Annotated in this window: 14 protein-coding genes; 11 read left to right on the top strand and 3 right to left on the bottom strand. The window is 56.4% G+C overall.

What is annotated here, in order from left to right; all coding sequences use genetic code 11:
- Window positions 1-14: 14 nt before the first annotated feature.
- The gene (locus tag AC4HNJ_RS16930; RefSeq protein ID WP_490480777.1) at window positions 15-554 is read right to left on the bottom strand and encodes a cysteine hydrolase family protein; all 540 of its coding nucleotides are present in this window, start codon (window positions 552-554) and stop codon (window positions 15-17) included.
- 211 nt (window positions 555-765) lie between these two features.
- Here AC4HNJ_RS16930 and AC4HNJ_RS16935 point away from each other — a divergent pair, with 211 nt between their 5' ends.
- From AC4HNJ_RS16935 to AC4HNJ_RS16985, 11 genes are all read left to right on the top strand, one after another.
- Window positions 766-3081 carry a type VI secretion system Vgr family protein gene (locus AC4HNJ_RS16935; RefSeq protein WP_490480778.1) on the top strand — a complete coding sequence of 772 codons (2316 nt, stop codon included), beginning with the start codon at window positions 766-768 and terminating at the stop codon, window positions 3079-3081.
- A gap of 330 nt (window positions 3082-3411) precedes the next feature.
- The gene (locus AC4HNJ_RS16940; protein ID WP_490480779.1) at window positions 3412-5763 is read left to right on the top strand and encodes a hypothetical protein; all 2352 of its coding nucleotides are present in this window, start codon (window positions 3412-3414) and stop codon (window positions 5761-5763) included.
- A gap of 56 nt (window positions 5764-5819) precedes the next feature.
- Window positions 5820-6212: a lysozyme inhibitor LprI family protein gene (locus tag AC4HNJ_RS16945; protein ID WP_490480780.1), complete on the top strand. Its 393-nt coding sequence runs from the start codon at window positions 5820-5822 to the stop codon at window positions 6210-6212.
- A gap of 216 nt (window positions 6213-6428) precedes the next feature.
- Window positions 6429-6878, top strand: a complete 450-nt coding sequence (locus tag AC4HNJ_RS16950) for a hypothetical protein (protein ID WP_490480781.1) — start codon at window positions 6429-6431, stop codon at window positions 6876-6878.
- Window positions 6879-6960: 82 nt separating this feature from the next.
- Complete coding sequence (locus tag AC4HNJ_RS16955; protein ID WP_490480782.1) at window positions 6961-7506, top strand: hypothetical protein; 546 nt, start codon at window positions 6961-6963, stop codon at window positions 7504-7506.
- Window positions 7507-7648: 142 nt separating this feature from the next.
- On the top strand, window positions 7649-8323 hold the full coding sequence (locus tag AC4HNJ_RS16960; RefSeq protein ID WP_490480783.1) for a hypothetical protein: 675 nt from the start codon (window positions 7649-7651) through the stop codon (window positions 8321-8323).
- 65 nt (window positions 8324-8388) lie between these two features.
- Window positions 8389-9654 (top strand): DUF8812 domain-containing protein, encoded by a 1266-nt coding sequence (locus AC4HNJ_RS16965; protein ID WP_490480784.1) that lies wholly within the window; start codon window positions 8389-8391, stop codon window positions 9652-9654.
- Window positions 9655-9658: 4 nt separating this feature from the next.
- Window positions 9659-10240 carry a lysozyme inhibitor LprI family protein gene (locus tag AC4HNJ_RS16970; protein WP_490480785.1) on the top strand — a complete coding sequence of 194 codons (582 nt, stop codon included), beginning with the start codon at window positions 9659-9661 and terminating at the stop codon, window positions 10238-10240.
- A gap of 696 nt (window positions 10241-10936) precedes the next feature.
- Window positions 10937-11545, top strand: coding sequence for a hypothetical protein (locus tag AC4HNJ_RS16975; RefSeq protein WP_490480786.1), 609 nt, complete (start codon window positions 10937-10939; stop codon window positions 11543-11545).
- A complete protein-coding gene (locus tag AC4HNJ_RS16980; protein WP_490480787.1) occupies window positions 11542-12198 on the top strand; it encodes a hypothetical protein in 657 nt (218 codons plus the stop codon). Before AC4HNJ_RS16975 ends, AC4HNJ_RS16980 begins: the two co-directional genes overlap by 4 nt.
- Window positions 12199-12201: 3 nt before the next feature.
- Complete coding sequence (locus AC4HNJ_RS16985) at window positions 12202-12483, top strand: PAAR domain-containing protein (RefSeq protein ID WP_490480788.1); 282 nt, start codon at window positions 12202-12204, stop codon at window positions 12481-12483.
- Window positions 12484-12649: 166 nt separating this feature from the next.
- Here AC4HNJ_RS16985 and AC4HNJ_RS16990 read toward each other — a convergent pair whose 3' ends face one another.
- Complete coding sequence (locus AC4HNJ_RS16990) at window positions 12650-14098, bottom strand: glycoside hydrolase family 125 protein (protein WP_490480789.1); 1449 nt, start codon at window positions 14096-14098, stop codon at window positions 12650-12652.
- Between the two features lie 178 nt (window positions 14099-14276).
- A complete protein-coding gene (locus tag AC4HNJ_RS16995) occupies window positions 14277-16943 on the bottom strand; it encodes a beta-mannosidase (RefSeq protein ID WP_490480852.1) in 2667 nt (888 codons plus the stop codon).
- Between the last annotated feature and the right edge of the window lie 263 nt (window positions 16944-17206).

Below are 17206 nucleotides of genomic sequence, written 5' to 3' on the forward strand. Positions count from 1 at the left end.
ATCCCGGGTAGCGTTCACGTGCCCATCCGCACCTGTTGGGTAGGCAGCACGTCGATACCTGGACCGAAACTCATCATCTGCGCGAGGGTGGCGTTATGGTGGGCAATGATTTGCGCGGCAGTAAGCACATCGTTATCGAGTGTGGTGTGCGCATCGGACACAAGCGTCACCGCGTAACCCAGGGAGAGTGCGCGGCGAACCGTGGTGTCTATGCAGAAGTCGGTTTGCAGGCCGACTATCACGAGCCTTGTCACGCCGCGCTGTTGCAGCAGCTCATGCAAGGGAGTTCGATGGAACGAATCGGGTGTGGTCTTGCGCAGGCGGACATCGTCCGGCGTCACCCTCAACTCTTCGGCGAGCTGCCAACCCGGCGAACCATAGCGAAAAGATTCTTCATCTTCTTCATGTTGAATGATGAACACGGGTAGGGCTGAAGACCTTGCCGTTTCGCCGAGCGTATTGATGCGTCCGATTATGTTGTCGATATCGAATGCAGCGTATTTGCCCGTGCAAAGTGCTTGTTGGACGTCGATGATGAGCAATGCGGTCGTCATGGCCTGGTTGCGCGGAGGTAGTTATTTTTGCATCGGTTCGGGTGAATAAAGAAGGCATGGGCAATTCCTTTCAAGCTCCGCGGACGTCTGTTCGATGTCAGGAAATCCTATAGCAGACACCGCCACTACTATCAGACAATTCCACCGTCCCGGTGATGACACCTGTGAGTAACATCGCATTTCCGCGGTGTCGCACCATAGAGACTTTGTCATGCCGGATCCGGGGCTTCTCTCATCCGCGATCGCACAGCGGATTCATCAACGTTATTTTATTCATGTCGTGGGCACGCCGCTTGCCGTGCCGCTCGACATCGCATCGTTCGAACTGCGCGAGGCGCTCGGTGACACGTATCGCATCGTCATCATCGCCACCCATCCAGAATTGTTGACTGGCGAGGATTTCGTCAGCAAGGATGCGATGTTCAAAATCACGCGCGACGAAGGCGAGGACACCCGCCTGTGGTCAGGCTGCGTGACCCATTTCAACCGCGTCAGCCGCAGCAAGGACCAGTGGACATATCAGCTGGTCGTCGAACCGCATGTAGCGCGCATGCGCCTGACCCGCGCTTTCCGCACCTTCCAGAATCAGGACGCGCCGGGGATCATCGAGAGCCTGCTGCGCAAGCACGGGCTGCGCGGCCACCAATTCCTCTTCAAGCTGCGTCGCCGCTATCCCGTGCATGCCTTTCGCCTCCAATACGGCGTCTCAGATTGGGCGTACTTGCGACAACTGCTGGAACAGGAGGGCATGTACTGCTACATCGAGCAAGGTAAATACGGGGATGTTTTCGTATGCGCCGATGACGTCGATCACTACGTCTATTTGCCCAAACTTCGCTTGCCCTATCGGGAAGAGTCGGGCCAGAACGCTAGCGAGGAGGCCATCACGGACCTTCAAGTGTGCAGTCAAGCCGTGCAGCGTGCCTTCAAGGTGGCCGAGTTCAATCCAGCGGCGGCATGGGAGCGCATCACTGCCGAGGCCAATCTCGCCTGGAAGGATCCGACCACTTACGGCACCTCCTACAGTTACGGGACGGGTCACCTGGATCAGGCGCAGGCCAAGTGGGAAGCGCAATTGCGCCACGAGGCGGCGCTTGCTCAGCAGCTTAAGATCACCGGCCATGGTCATTCGTCCGAGGTGCGTCCTGCGCGCGTGGTGCGCACGGATACGGATATCCCGGAAGCACCCCACGGTCTGGTCATCACCGAAGTGACGCACACGGGTGGACGCAGCAACGCGTATCGCAACGCCTTCAAGGCAATACCTTGTGACCGCCGTTTCCGGCTGCCCATCGATGAAAACCAATGGCCCAAAGTGTCCGGGACATTAAGTGGCCGAATTACATCGCCCGGCAACTATCCGTACGCTTTTCTTACCGAAGCTGGACATTACGTCGTTCGGCTGGATCTGGACTTCGATCCGTGGAACCCCGGCGGCGAATGTGTGCCGCTACCACTTGCCAAACCCTTTGCGGGCAAACGGCAGACTGGCATGCACTTCCCCGCGCTGGACGGTGATTACGCCGTGATCGAATGCCGCGATGGCGATCCAAACAAACCCTATATCGCCGCGTTCCACCATACCTCGATCCACCCCGACCTGATCACCAATCAGGATCGCCGGATGTCGCGCAATCGCATCGCCACACAAAGCGGTGCATTCCAGGAAATTGAAGACTGGAAAGGCGAAGAGCACTTCATGCTCTCGACACCTCACTCCGGCATCAGCCAGTTGAACCTGGGCCACATCGTCGATCTAAGGCGGCAAAAGCGTGGCGAGGGCTTTGAGCTGCGTACCGATGCCTATGGCGCGGTGCGCGCAGGTGGCGGTTTGCTGTTGTCCACCGACAAGCAGGGCAATGCGGTGGGGGCACAGCGCGAGATGACGGCGGCCATGCAGGTGCTGCAAACCGAGTTGGCCAATGCGCAAAGCCTGGCGGAGCAAGCGGCGCAAGCAAAGGCCGAGATCGCGGATTTGAAAGCGCAGAACGCCTGGCTGCGCCAGAGCGTCAGCGAGCTGAAGGAGTCGGTCATGTTGCTGTCTTCCGCCAAAGGCGTAGCGGTAGCAACACCCGATCAGGTGGCCGTGACCGCCGGCAAGGACATGAACTTGAGCACCGGTGGCGGGTTTGGCGTCAACGCGATGAGAAGCATCGTCCTGGCTGCCGAAAAGGCAGTCTCGCTCTTCGCACACACATTGGGCGCCAAGATCATGGCCGCGCGCGGCAAGGTAGAGATCCAGGCGCAGAGCGACGCGATGGATCTTTCGGCGCAACAGGACATCACCGTCACCAGCACGAGTGGAAAGCTGATTTTCAGGGCCAAGGAAGCCATCGAGTTCTATGTCGGTGGAACGCTCATGAGCCTTGAACCGCATCGCATCCGTCAGATCACTCCGGGCGATTTTTACGAACGCGCCGCCGCCTTCGACCGTCGCGAGCCCGACAACAGCACCACCAAGGCCCAGTTGCCCTGGACGTCCGACATCCAGACCCAGAACCGTCACGGTTCGAAATTCTCGGGCTGACGTGGCCCGTTCTCCCCGCTCATCGTTGACCACGGCATGACTTTCCCCTCGCGTTCGACCCCAACCGCTTCGCCGTCACCCGCTGCCGCGTACCCGCCAGACGACACACAGGCGACGCGTCCGCTCACCTGGCGTTATCCATTCACGGCCGACTGCTCTAACGAAATCACCGACCCGCAAATCTTCTTCGACGCCTTCGCGCGGATGGACGATGGGTACTTCCCTGTGGGCGTGAACGGCTTTCCGCACGGCGGCGTGCACTTCGGTGCCGGCACCGCCGCTGCCGTCGATCAAGCCGACGGCGTGCGTTGCCTGGCCGATGGCGAGATCGTGGCCTACAAGCTCGACGCCACCTACCCCCATCTGCCCTTCACGCAAGACGGCCGCTGGGCCATGTACGCCACCGGCTTCGTGCTGGTGCGACACACTCTGACCTTGCCGCCTCTGCCGGACAGCAAAGCGCCGCCCTCGGCCGAAGACACACAGACCCTCTACAGCCTCTACCTGCACCTGGCCGACGTAGCGACGTACCTGATGAATGACACGCTCAAACGCCCCGGCTGGTGGCCCGGTGTGCCAACGCTGCAGATCGGTAGTGCCGACCGTTATGGCGGCGGCGAAGGGGCGCGCGTGCGTGGTCAACCCATCGAAGGGGCCAAAGGCCGCTATCGGGCCGGCGACGTGGTGGGTTACCTGCCGGCGCGTAGTGAAGTGGTGATCGGCGAGCGGCGCGGTCCGTGGGGCCGCATACAAAGCATCACCGTCGGCACACTGCAGCACGCCAACGGCGACGAACAGGACATCCCCGAACTGCCGCGCAAGGGCGCATGGCTCTATCTGCCCGAGCAACACGCCGCCAGCGAACCTACCGACCTCGGCCACGTCGTCGTGCCATCGGAACCCATCTCCGTCAACGCCGGCACCCTGTTGGGCCACCTCGGCGAATACATCGACTACGAACGGTCCACGCCGCTGCCGCCCCAACCCATGCGTCCCCTGCTGCACCTGGAAGTTTTTGCCGATGGGGGTTTCGAAACATTCCTCCAAAAAAGCCGGCAACGTGCGCAGGCGCTGCCAGACGATCAGAAAACCTTGGTGGTGGTCCAGCCGGGAGCGCAGCTGGTACCCACCTTCCCGCCGCCCGATACCTGCATGGGCGAGGGCCATTACACGGAATACACGCTCGCCCGCGTCGAGGTGACCCCCGACAGTCCTATCGCGGGTCGTTGGGTCAAAGTCCAAGGGATCCACGCCGACCCGCACCTCACCCCGAAAACCGTAGGGGTGCAGGCCTACCACAAGGCCGAGCCGCGGTGGATCGAACGCACCCAACTGAGCCAGGCGAATGCCAACACCCGCGCATGGCTCCAGTTTCCGCTAAGTCTGCGCCACGTGGCCGAACCGGCCAACGGCCATCGGCGTGTGTTCCCCCTGAGCGAACTCAGGGGCCTGCCGAGCGACGCCCAAGCCCAGGACGACCAGGGCTACACGTGGTACCACGTGGACTACGGCACCGCCGAAGGCAAGACCGTGCAAGGCTGGTTGCGGGACACCCATCATCCCGGTACCGAACGCGTCAGCCCGTGGGCGTGGGCGGGGTTCGAGATCGTGGACGCCACCGGCATCGACCTGGCCGATGCCCTGAAACGCAACATCGTGGCTTCCGGCGGCGCGGACTGGAAAGAAGAACACGACTGGGCCAGCGCCGTGCAAGCGGTGGATGGCAGCGCGCTGTTCCAGACCCTGCAACAGACCGTTGGCGCGCAGCACTACCGCGAGAACGGCCACCGCTACACCAACCCCAACACCGGCAAGGTCACGCCCAAGGCGTTGCAGACCGCGCTACGCCATCCGTGGCTGGCGCAAGCGCTCTCGCATCTGATCCTGAAATACGAAAGCGAATGGGGCGGCAACCTGGCGCGATGGGAAGCACTGACGCTGTGGATGAAGGAGGCCAAGGAAAACTGGCACTGCGAACTGCAGCGGATCAAGGCGCTGCAGTGGTGGGATGAGGTGAAAGGCAAGGTGGACGGATTTCCGGATAGTCCGGTGGTCTATCACATCCATCCGATTGCGTTGGTGGGGAATTTTTTCAGAATTTCCTTGAGCCTTGAAGAATTAATCAAGGAAATCGGCGATATTATTTCCGGCGGTGAGGGCGGCTATGAGTCTTATAACACTGGGACAAAAGATGTGCCGGGTGGACGCGTAGGCCACTCTTACCAAACGCCACCTGTTGGAACGGTAACCGACAGGACGATTAATGAAATTATCGCCACAGAGCCTTTGCTTGGCACAAACACCAAGCGTTTATTCGCTACAGGAAAATATCAAACTACTATTTCGACGCTGAGGTTGGCGAAGGTTGAGTTAAATCTTTCTGGAGATGAAAAATACGATCCAAAAATGCAAGAGCGCATATTTCGTGATTTTCTATTCAATAAGGCGGGGAAGGGCGCGTTATCCAGGTTTGTGCGAGATGGAGAAGGTTCGGTAGATGATGCTCAATACGCCGCAGCCAAAGAATGGGCATCGATCGCAGTTCCAAGCGGAATGTCGATAATGAATCACGCTATTTCGGACGGCACAATGTCGTACTATTCGTCACCCGCTAATAGCGCCTCGATGACATCCACGAACAAGCTTAGGGCGTTATTGATTCGAATTTCAATGCGCACTTAAATGTGAAGTGAATTTTCAATTTAAATTACACACTGGGCTTGATAATGAAAAAAAACATGTTTTTCCTGTTTTCCATAGGTTTACTTTTTTTCAATTCTGTTCGTGCTGAGCCACGGAAATTTTCAAAAGAATTCAACGCATGCATTAGTAAATCGACCAACATCAATTCGCAATCATTTTGTATAGAAGCGGAGATAAAAAAACAAACCTCTAGATTAAATAAATCTTACAACGAGTTAAAAAAAATAATGCCACCTGATGATCAAAAGTACCTTGACAAGGTTCAGAGAGAATGGATTTCTTGGAAAGACGATAACTACAATTTCTTATCTGAGCATGTGTCCGGGGAATTCGTTACAACGAGGTCGACGAGTTTAAATTTCTTATTAAATTCAACATATGATCGAGCAGACGAGCTTGAGATGATTATTGATGAAATGGGTAATTAAATATTTTCCACATCGTAGCCTGCGGCGCGGCGGACCCGGACGAGCAATACAAGTGGAAAGCCGCCGCTGCGCAAAGCCCATTCGGGGTGATGCGTGCGGAAGTCGAGGGTTATGCGCGCAAGTCCGATCAATTGCAGTACTTCGCTGCACGATATTTGTCTCGATCCCGATAGCACCACCGATGAAAAACGCCACCTTAAGAACGAAGTAGACGCCATGTCTTTTGGAATCTCGCAAATTTCCCACAAGCTGATGTCGCCCGATTTTCTGGCGACGCTGCCGTCATTCGTCCTGTGCCTGCATGACGAAGACGGTAACTATCATCCCCCTCAAGAACAGGGCGGCGGCGTGCCCTGTCATCTGATGTTGACCGACGCGCTCATTGAACTGGCCCAGTTGCAGCGATTGGGCATGCCGCATCATCTGGTCTCGGCGGGTCTGGTCGATCGCAGTTTCTTCCTCGATAGCGACGGTTTGGGATACATCGCCTGTGTCCACCTTGGTTGGCCGGCGCGTGACGGCGTGCTATGTACGCGTCCCAGCGGCGGGCTTGCCGCGTATTACCGGCGGGTGCACGTCAGTGCGGCGGCGGGTCCTCCGCCCTCGACGTTCCAGATTGATGAGGCGCTACCGACGACGTGGTTAATCGCATCACAGCCGTCATAAATAAGTACACGGACAGCTATGGCGCAAGAAGAGACAATTTCCATGCTATATGGAACGCTCATATTTTTCGCGAGATCAATCAATGAAAAAGATAGATTGGACAAACGCTTCCCGATTATTTTTTGTGATTTTAAGTTTAACTTTTTTTGTGTGCCAAACCGCGACTTCCGCCGAGCATCAAAGTTACCGGATAAGATTTTTATGTAAACAAGTCAGCATAGATTTTAAATCTGAGAAGTCTTCGAATGGAGAAGGCATAAGCGCGCAAATAACAGGTTTTGCAAAAAGAAAGGCTATTTTTGTTGATTTTTACGAGCCAGAAGGTGATGCCATTCCAAAAATAAAGAGCGTATTCATCGATGGCAATAAGTCAAAGAAGCTCTTTATCATCGTGGCATGGGAAGCTGACGAGCCAGCGCTAGATACTGGTGGAAGCATCTATCAAGTGTTTGTTTACGATGAAACGATAGATAAAGGTGGTCACCAAGAGCAATTGCTTAAAGACGCTGCTCTTACTAAGCGGTTTGGTGTTGGCTTCGACGGTGTGCGGGAAGGACACCGGATTACATACAAATATAAGACAGCGCAAGCCGTACGACATCAACTCTTCGAATGGGGCTACAAATAAAAAGAAGATTTACATTGAAATGTATCATCCATCAAATTGCGACGTTCATTTGAAAAATGTCCCTAGAAATATCGCAACGAGATTAGGGCATTGTTGATCCGCATTTCAACACTATCTTAAAATTTAAGTGACTGACTTTTCTATGGCTATTGCTGATAACAATCCTGAAAACTGTGGCGATGGAACCGCCGGCTCTTGCGATGCTTTTGTGATTACGTATGAAGACGAGCAAGGGGAAATGCGTATGGTGGCGGACTGGCACGAAAAGCGCCTTGCCCCCATTTACTTTCTTTCGCCGTTTGATGCGCTCATCGAGGCGTCTTGTCTTTCGATGTCGGGCGTGGGTACATCGTATCGACTTTGTCCGGCACGTGAGATCGGCAAGGTAAATCTTCGCTATGGTCAGGGCCAAGCGGTAACGGCCCTCTTGCATCTGGCGTGGCCGTCTCATGAGGGACGGTTTATCCGGCGAGAAAATGGCATACCGGCACGGTTTGGGTTCCCGATGCGGCAAGAAGTCGATGGATCTTCGGCGTTTCGTGTGAGTTATTCAGCATTTTTGGCGTACTGGGTTCTTCGGCAGCGCGCCGGCCTTTTTGCTTGGACGGATGCACTCTTGGACATGTGTAAGACATGGAATGCAAAGCGTTTGGAAACCGTCCTTGACCGCGCCGTGACATCGATTCGTCTAACGGACGGGAATAATGCAAATTGCACGCATCTTTCGCTCTTCGATACCGAATGCGAGAAGTGGCTCTTTGTTCCCTATGATTGGGATGACATCGCCAACGCGTTGTTTATGGGAAATCGGATGTGAATCCGTGCGCCCTCTGCAATGACAGTGCCCAAGCCCAGGATGACCAGGGCCACACGTGGTACCACGTGGACTACGGCACCGCCGAAGGCAAGACCGTGCAAGGCTGGTTGCGGGACACCCATCATCCCGGTACCGAACGCGTCAGCCCGTGGGCGTGGGCGGGGTTCGAGATCGTGGACGCCACCGGCATCGACCTGGCCGATGCCCTGAAACGCAACATCGTGGCTTCCGGCGGCGCGGACTGGAAAGAAGAACACGACTGGGCCAGCGCCGTGCAAGCGGTGGATGGCAGCGCGCTGTTCCAGACCCTGCAACAGACCGTTGGCGCGCAGCACTACCGCGAGAACGGCCACCTCTACACCAACCCCAACACCGGCAAGGTCACGCCCAAGGCGTTGCAGACCGCGCTACGCCACCCGTGGCTGGCACAAGCGCTCTCGCATCTGATCCTGAAATACGAAAGCGAATGGGGCGGCAACCTGGCGCGATGGGAAGCGCTGACGCCGTGGATGAAGGAGGCCAAGGAAAACTGGCACTGCGAACTGCAGCGAATCAAGGCGCTGCAGTGGTGGGATGAGGTGAAAGGCAAGGTGGCCGGGTTTCCGGATAGTCCGGTGGTCTATCACATCCATCCGATTGCGTTGGTGGGGAATTTTGCAGACACATGTCCAGACGTCTGCAAAACCGATGTAGCCGAGTTTCAGACGAGTGAAGGGATATTCAGAGCCTCAAAACGAGCTTTTGAGTTCATTCTCTCGAAGGAAGATTACAGAGAGCACCCTTATGTTCCTTATGGTGATCAATCGAGTGGCGTCACCATTGGATATGGGTACGACTTGGGTCAACAGAATGCAGCGACAATTGCTTCCGAGTTGAATGGAATCTTCTCATCCGACCAAATTTTCAGACTGCGGCAGGCATCTAGGTGGCACGGCGATGCCGCCAGACACTTATTGCCATCAATATCCGATATCTCTGTTAGTCGAGATATGGCGCTGCGATTGGCCGTGGTGATGAAGAGAAGATATGCACAGTACACCGTCGATGCCTTTCCAGGGACGACAGAATTGCATCCTCACTGTCAAGGCGCTCTCTTGAGTCTTGTAATTAATCGTGGTCCAGACCTTGTGGATAAGCCACATCAAAAAACCCGAGAGCAGATGAGGCAAATTAAAGCCGACATTGAGGACAATAACTTAAATAATATTCCAGTCCAATTGCGAGCAATGAAATTGCTATGGGCGGGGACCGGACAAGAAGGTTTAGTGGAGCGCAGAGAACAAGAGGCTGACCTTTTTGAGAGCGGAATGACGTGTAATTGCTGGAGATAATCCCATGAAAAAAATCATCATTTTTATCCCCTTTCTTTTTATCCTTTCAATTACCCTGGCTAATGCGGGAGTGCTTTGCAATGAAAATAAAACGCACGACCTTGAAGAATGCGCAAAAAATAATTTCAAATCATCGGACGATATATTAAATAAGACATATAAAACGTTTTATTTGAAGTTATCTAAAGAGGATAGAGGAATTTTGTTAAATGCTCAGAGAGCATGGATAAAATACAAAGATGGTACGTGTCAAGATGCGTATGATATGACTTATCCCGGCGAGGAAGCAGGAATTGATAAGTGGAATTGTTTAGACGAGGTTACTAGATCACGAATTAAAGAGATTGATTACCTAGATTCGGGTATTGGCGCGGATGGTTTCGTTCACGCATTAAACATTGTTTCAAAGATTTATGAAGGTGGAAACAAGGAGCGCTTCATGGAAAAACTATCGAATCAATCAGCCGACAAAAGCGATCAGCACTGGAATAATTATGTATCACAAAATTGTCTGCTTGCAGTGCGTCGTCTTCATGAAGAAAAAAGACTCTGTGTGGCTAGACAAAACTTTTATCGATACCCTTAGTGAAAATAATCAATACCATGTGTGAATGACGAATGGGCCTACGAGGACATAGTCTCCAATCCCGATAAGGTTTTAGATCTATCTTTGTCAGTTAAGACAATGATACTTGGTATGAGAGACGGGAAATTCACTGGGAAGTCTTTATCCGATTACTTGGATGGGCCACATCCTGACTACTATCATGCGCGCTCGATAATTAATGGCGGCCTTGACAGAGTTGATCAGGTTGCGTTCTACGCCAGCAAGTTTGTCCAATTAATTGAGGATACAAAATGATTCCTATGTTCTCCACCGGCAGTATGCTTGCTGGAGCGGTAACCGCTACCCGATACTATGAATTGCCAGGTATTTCACTATGCATGAGAGTTCCGCCGGAAAATACATTGCCAAATGGTTGCAGTATTGAATTGAATGATCATGGCTACCTTGTAGATGTATCTACAGGTAGAACCGTTTTTCAAAGAGCTACGCAGCAAACTGTAATGGATTATTATTCGCTTTATCGAAGCGGAAACAATTTCATTGTTGAATGGCGATGCGTGCGGAAGTCGAGGTTATGCGCATAAATCACATCGATTGCAACACCTCGCTGAATGGCATTCGTCGCGAGCACGACAGCACTACCGATAAAAAACACCGTCTAACAGCAAAGTACACACCATGTCTTTTGGAATCTCACAAATTTCCCACCGACCGATGTCTCCTGATTTCCTGGCGACACCACCCTCATTCGTCCTGTGCCTGGACGACGAAAACGGCAACTATCATCCCCCTCAAGAACAGGGCGGCGGGGTGCCCTGTCATCTGATGTTGACCGACGCGCTCATTGAACTGGCGCAGTTAGAGCGATTAGGTAAGCCGCATCATCTGGTCTCGGCGGGTCTGGTCGATCGCAGTTTCTTCCTCGATAGCGACGGTTTGGGATACATCGCCTATGTCCACCTTGGCTGGCCGGCGCGTGACGGCGTGCTATGCACGCGTCCCAGCGGCGGGCTTGCCGCGTATTACCGGCGGGTGCACGTCAGTGCGGCGGCGGGTCCTCCGCCCTCGACGTTCCAGATTGATGCGGCGCTTGATGAAGTGAATCGCATCCGCGAACTGGCCGGCATGTTTGCCTGGCAGGAGACGGCCGCCTTGACCGAAGACTGGACCATCAAGCAGATGGAGCGTATCGCTGCGCGCGCACTGAATATGGTGAAGGTGCAGCGCGGCGACGTTTCGCAGGTCAACCAGATTGCCTTGTTCGATCCGGAGTTCGAGCAATGGCATTACGTACCATGGGATAAAGTCGACGCATTCCTATGACCTTGCCCCAAAGCCCTCGGCAGGCCATCGAACTGTCGCTTTTCAAGACGCTTCCGGTCTACGTGCTGGCGTACGACCATGACGATGGCACGCTCCAATTTATGACCGAGCGAACCGAACAGGGTGTCGCCCTAGTGTGCTTCTTGTCGCGTTTCGATGCGATTGTGGAAGGAGCGCAGTTTGCTATCACCGGTCAAAGCGAGCACAGCTACGTCTTTCCCGCATCGGACATCAACCCGGCCCTGTTTCGCGACGCGAGCGGTCGGGGCGTGCATGCGATATTTCACATGGGATGGCCAGCCCTTGATGGGCGAGTGCTTCAAGCGCAGGCGAACAAATTCCATCGCTTTGCCCGCACCGTGCATTACCCGATGGGTAACCTGTCTTCGTTCGAGGTCGATGCACTCACGCTGGCGCTCTTCGGTGGCATACGCGAATTAGCGGGACTCTATGCGTGGCAGGAGACTCACGAGCACGTCTTGAACTGGGACAAGACGCGCCTTTGGGAGACAGCCAAGCGAGCCATACAGTCGATCGAGCTCTCGGATCGCCCCTCACGCACGGCGCAGCAAATGGCGTTATTCGATCCAGAAGCTGGCCAGTGGCACTTTCTTCCGTTTGCCGCCACCGACTTCCCCATCATCGAGGATTGACCTATGGGACAACGCTTTGTCATCCGTCACGGCGACGGCACCACGAAACACGGCACCGTCACGGCTTATCGCTCTCACACACTCAATGGGCGCGCTGTCGCTTGTGAAGGGGATCGGGTCATCTGCCGCACCTGTGGCACCACGGGTCGTATTGCCTGTGCAGGCAAACGTGTCACCAACACCATCGACGGCCGTGAGGTCGCTTTGACCGGGGATCTATGTCTGTGCCAATGCAATCCGGCGCCCCTGTTGATCCAGTCGCAGACGCTGGCGACCTGTGCTTGAGCTTGTTTCGGTGGAACCGACCAGGTGAGCGATGTGTCGCCAGTGTTGATGCAAGCGTTATCGGCTGAAAGTGTCGGCCAAATTCGCGTAGCGCACATCGCCGATGGACTGTCCCTCCAAGGCGACGGATGTCACTGAGTTTGCGTGGCTACGGCTTGGCGGCAGGTCAACCAGACATCTCCTTCGCCAACAGCGATGGATAGCGCCGCTGCACATCCACGATCAATTCACCGAACAAGGTATTGGCCCAGGCGAACCAGCTGCGCGTGAAATGGCTGGGATCGTCCTGGTCGAAGGATTCGTGCATGAAGCCGGTGCCGGCATCGGTGTCGCGCAGCCAGCGCAGGCATTGGCGAACTTCGTCGATGCTGTCGCTGGTCTGCGCGTAGATCATGATCGACATCGGCCAGATCATGCGCAGGCCTTCGTGCGGACCGCCGATGCCTTCCGCAGCTTTGCCGTGGAAGAAATACGGATTGCGCGGACTCCATACCCGCTTGCGGGTGTTCTGGTAAAGGGGATCGTTGCGTTCGCAGCAGCCGAGATAAGGCAGGCCGAGCAGGCTGGGTACGTTGGCATCGTCCATGAAAAGCTGGTTGCCGAAACCATCGATTTCGTAGGCCCAGAAGGTATCGCCGTTCGAATCATGCATGCGGCCGTCCCGTTGCACGGCTTGCTCGACTTCGTTGGCCAGCGCTTCGCAGTCGGCGGCGAACGCGGCGTCGTGATGAAGCGCGTGGCTCATCTCGGCCAGTTGCCGCAGGCTGCGCACCGCGAAAAGATTGGCCGGCACGAACAGCGGGTAGACGCAAGCGTCGTCGGACGGACGGAACATCGAATGAATCATGCCATTCGGTCGCGTGGGCGCGCCGTAGCCACCGAGCATCTGTGTTTCCGTCGGATTTACTGATGCGCGCTGAAAGTGATACGGCCCCTTGCCGTGTTTGCGCTGCTGTTCACGGAACGTCTTCAGCACCTGATGCATGGCGCTGCGCCAATCGTCGTCGAACGGTTCCGTGTCGCCCGTCGCTTGCCAATAGCCGTGGGCCAGGCGGATCGGATAACACAGTGAATCAATCTCCCATTTGCGCTCGCCGACGCCGGGCTTCATGTCGGTGTCATCGTGGCGCGCCCAGCTCAGCGGTTGTGCGTGCGGGTCGGGCATGAACGCATTAGCGTAGGGATCGATGCGGATGCAGCGCGCCTGGCGACGGATCAGTCCGCGAAACAATCGCTGCAGTGCCGGGTCACCCTTGGCAAGCGGGATGTACGGAACGACTTGCGCGGAAGAGTCGCGCATCCACATCGCATCGATATCGCCGGTAATCACAAACGTATCCGCTTTGCCGTCCAGCGTGCCCAGTTCCACCGTGGTGTCGAGCGTATTCGGATAGCAGTTCTCGAACATCCACGCGAGTTTTGCATCAGCGATGGATGCTTTGACCGATGCCAACTGCCGCTCGACCGCTTCGCTCGTGAATTTTCGCTTGGCAAGCGGCGGGCGCTTGCTCGCATAAGGCGAGGAAGTCGCGGACCACGCAGGCAGGGACATACCGGCCATGCTGGAGGCGGCGGTGGCGCTGAGCAGTTTGAGGAAGTCGCGGCGTGTGGACATGGGAATCCTGATAAGTGTCGATGTACAACTGAAATCCGGATGGCCAAGGGCGGCCCCCTTACCTACGTGCAGTAGGGGAGGGATGGGGAGGGGTGGAGTCCATCGAGCTTGCGGCAAGCTCGTGCAACCCAACCCTCGGCGCTCCCCTGCATGCAGGGAAAGGAGCTGTGCGCGAGGCTCACTGATGGGTACCCATCGCGCTTGCAAGGTTCTGCACCAGCAAGGCCTTTTGCAACGTAGCGAGTGACGCCTTGCTGTGCACGGTCAAGCGGATGCTTTGTCCAGGTAGCAGATTGAAAGCATTGTCCGAAACCTCGGCATCCAGATCGCCGAAGGAAAGCCACACATCACGCGCCAGCTTGTCCGTCGTCAGGCGCAACGTATAGCCATCCGGACCAGCGCTGAGAGCGGATTGAATATGCGGCACAGGTAATGACAATTGCTTGGCTGCATCGAAGAACACCAGGTTCTGCGATACCAGCTTGTCGCCGTCCAGCAGCTGGAACACTGCGAACACAGCGTGCGGATCCTGCCTCTTGAGCAAGTCGGCATCGGCATAACTGGCGACCTTGGTGCTGGACAAGGCGGGTAGGGTGACGTTCTGCGTACTCTCTTGCAGCACGTGCCCGGCGAAATCCATCACCTGCATGCGCCAGCGCAGCGTCGTGGGTGTCGTGCGATCGGAAACCAGCGAGACGGTGGTCTGTCCGTTGTTGCGCAGTGCGGCGATGAGCAGGGGTGCGTAGAAGCGCCGCGCATGGAATTGCAGCGCTTTCCAGCGGCCGAAGTAATCGATGCTGGCCCAGGATGCGCCGGGCCAGACATCGTTGAGCTGCCAATACAGCGAGCCCATCGCTTGCGGGCGGGAGGCACGCAAGTGCTCGGCAGCGAGCTGAATACCGTGTGCCTGCATCACTTCGCTGAGGAAGACGAAGTCAGCAAAGTCCTTGGGTTGGCCATAACTGCGCGTGATGTACAGCAGCAGGCGTTTGTTGCCGTTGCCGCTGTCGTATTTCTGGTGCGCGCGCATCACGGTCGATTCCGGCTGCAGGTCGCCCGGTTGCGCAAAGGCACGGATGGTGTGCATCACGGGGAAGGATTGCAGGCCGTATTCGGATTGGAAACGCGGCGTCACATTGAGATATTCGGTGACCGGCTTCGCCTCGCCGGACCACACGTTCCAGTAGTGATAGTCGCCGTCATCCAGCACGTTCGCCGGCCCGTCGTAATCGGTGCTGGGCGAGCTGGCCCAATACGGCACGGTGTCGTCGTACTGGGTGACGACATTGCGCAGCGTATTGCTGAAGAGATTCACCATCCCACTCACCACGCTGTCGCGCTCTTCGGGCGTGATGCTGGCGGCGAACTTCTTGCGATCCGGCCAGGATTCCCAACCCGTCTGTACTTCGTTATTGCCGCACCAGAGCACGATGCTGGGATGGTCGCGCAACCGCTTCACCTGCTCGATCGCCTCCTCACGCGTATTGGCGACGAAGGCCGGATCGCGCGGCGGAATCGCGCCGCCGAACATGAAATCCTGCCAGACCATCAGGCCGAGGCGATCGGTCAGCTCGTAGAACGCGTCGGGCATGTAATAACCGCCACCCCAGATGCGCACCATGTTCATGTTGGCGTCGCGGGCCGACTGCAGCACCCGCGCCATCTGTGCCTCGCTGACCCGGGTGGGGAAACTGTCGAACGGAATCATGTCCGCGCCCTTGGCGAACACTGGGATGCCGTTGATCACGAATGCGAAACTCTTGCCCCAGGCATCTTTTTCGCGGCGCAACTCAATATGGCGAAGGCCCGTCGCATGCTGTGCCTGGAACACCTCGTGCTGGCCATCGCGGATGCGTGTCTTGAAGGTGTACATATCCTGTGCGCCGTAACCGGCCGGATACCACAGCCGGGGATGATCGATGCGCAGTGGCACGCTGACGGTGTTCTGGCCGGGATCGACGGTAACCGACTGTTCGGCGTGCGCAGCCGTCTGGCCGTCCGGGCCGATGGCGTCGATGCTTAGCTGCAGCGACTGGCGCGTATCGGCATTGATCTCGAACTGCGCGCTCACCTGCGCCGCTTCAGGACTGACGTAGGTCTGCGCGATGTGCATGTCATCCACACGCACCGCATTCCAGCTATCCAGATGCACCGGTTGCCAGATGCCCTCCGTCACGATGCGCGGCCCCCAGTCCCAGCCGTATTGGTAGGCTGCCTTGCGAAGGTAATTGGCCGTCTGTTTGCCTTTCGGTTCGTCGCCGAATGCCGAGTCGAATTCGCCCGGCAATGCATACGGCTGCTTGAGCAGCCAGGGTTGCAGGCGCTTGATCGGCGAGTACAGCCGTACTTCCAGCGTATTGCTGCCTTCGTGCAGGTCGGCCTTCACCGGAAGGCGCCAGCGGCGGAACATATTGTCGGTGGCGATCAGTTTGTGGCCGTTGAGATAAACGTCGGCAAAGGTATCGAGCCCGTCGAACACCAGTTCGACATGATTGCGTTGCAAGGTCGCCGCGTCGACATGGAAGGTCGTTGCGTACTGCCAATCGGCCAGGCCCACCCATTGCACGTGCGCTTCATTGTCGCGATAGAACGGATCGGGCAGCAGCTTGGCGGCGATCAGGTCGGTCTGCACCATGCCCGGCACCGTGGCGGTATGCCAGCGCGCGGCTTCATGGTGATCCGTCGCCAGCGCATCGCCTTGCAGCAGGCGGAAGTGCCAGCCGTTGTCGATCATCTGCTGCGTGGTTTGTGCCGACGCCAGACCGTGGGCCAGCGGCAGCCATAGCAGGGATGCCAGGGCGATATTCAGGAGACGCCGGATCGCGAAAGGGCGTGACAAACGGATGCGTTCAAGCATGCAGCTCAGCCGTGTGAAGTGGAAAGAACATGCGGTTGCGCCGCTCCGCCTTGATAGCGTGGCGGGCTTCCGCGCCAGCGGTATGACCCCTATTTAGATCGATCTATATCAAGTGACACTAGCAGTTGGCTAGGGGGCTTCGCATGCCGCAGCGCAATAGGTGGGTGTGCCGTGGCTCCGACGTCCGCACGCATGCCCCATCGGTGCTGGGTAAAAGAAGGCCGCTTCCATCCTTTGTTGGCCGCAGAGCG

Source organism: Dyella sp. SYSU CM1112, assembly GCF_058216415.1.

Coding starts and splice junctions, on each gene's coding strand:
- AC4HNJ_RS16930 (WP_490480777.1), bottom strand. CDS start 554: ATGACGACCGCATTGCTCATCATCGACGTCCAACAAGCACTTTGCACG.
- AC4HNJ_RS16935 (WP_490480778.1), top strand. CDS start 766: ATGCCGGATCCGGGGCTTCTCTCATCCGCGATCGCACAGCGGATTCAT.
- AC4HNJ_RS16945 (WP_490480780.1), top strand. CDS start 5,820: ATGTTTTTCCTGTTTTCCATAGGTTTACTTTTTTTCAATTCTGTTCGT.
- AC4HNJ_RS16950 (WP_490480781.1), top strand. CDS start 6,429: ATGTCTTTTGGAATCTCGCAAATTTCCCACAAGCTGATGTCGCCCGAT.
- AC4HNJ_RS16955 (WP_490480782.1), top strand. CDS start 6,961: ATGAAAAAGATAGATTGGACAAACGCTTCCCGATTATTTTTTGTGATT.
- AC4HNJ_RS16960 (WP_490480783.1), top strand. CDS start 7,649: ATGGCTATTGCTGATAACAATCCTGAAAACTGTGGCGATGGAACCGCC.
- AC4HNJ_RS16970 (WP_490480785.1), top strand. CDS start 9,659: ATGAAAAAAATCATCATTTTTATCCCCTTTCTTTTTATCCTTTCAATT.
- AC4HNJ_RS16975 (WP_490480786.1), top strand. CDS start 10,937: ATGTCTCCTGATTTCCTGGCGACACCACCCTCATTCGTCCTGTGCCTG.
- AC4HNJ_RS16980 (WP_490480787.1), top strand. CDS start 11,542: ATGACCTTGCCCCAAAGCCCTCGGCAGGCCATCGAACTGTCGCTTTTC.
- AC4HNJ_RS16985 (WP_490480788.1), top strand. CDS start 12,202: ATGGGACAACGCTTTGTCATCCGTCACGGCGACGGCACCACGAAACAC.
- AC4HNJ_RS16990 (WP_490480789.1), bottom strand. CDS start 14,098: ATGTCCACACGCCGCGACTTCCTCAAACTGCTCAGCGCCACCGCCGCC.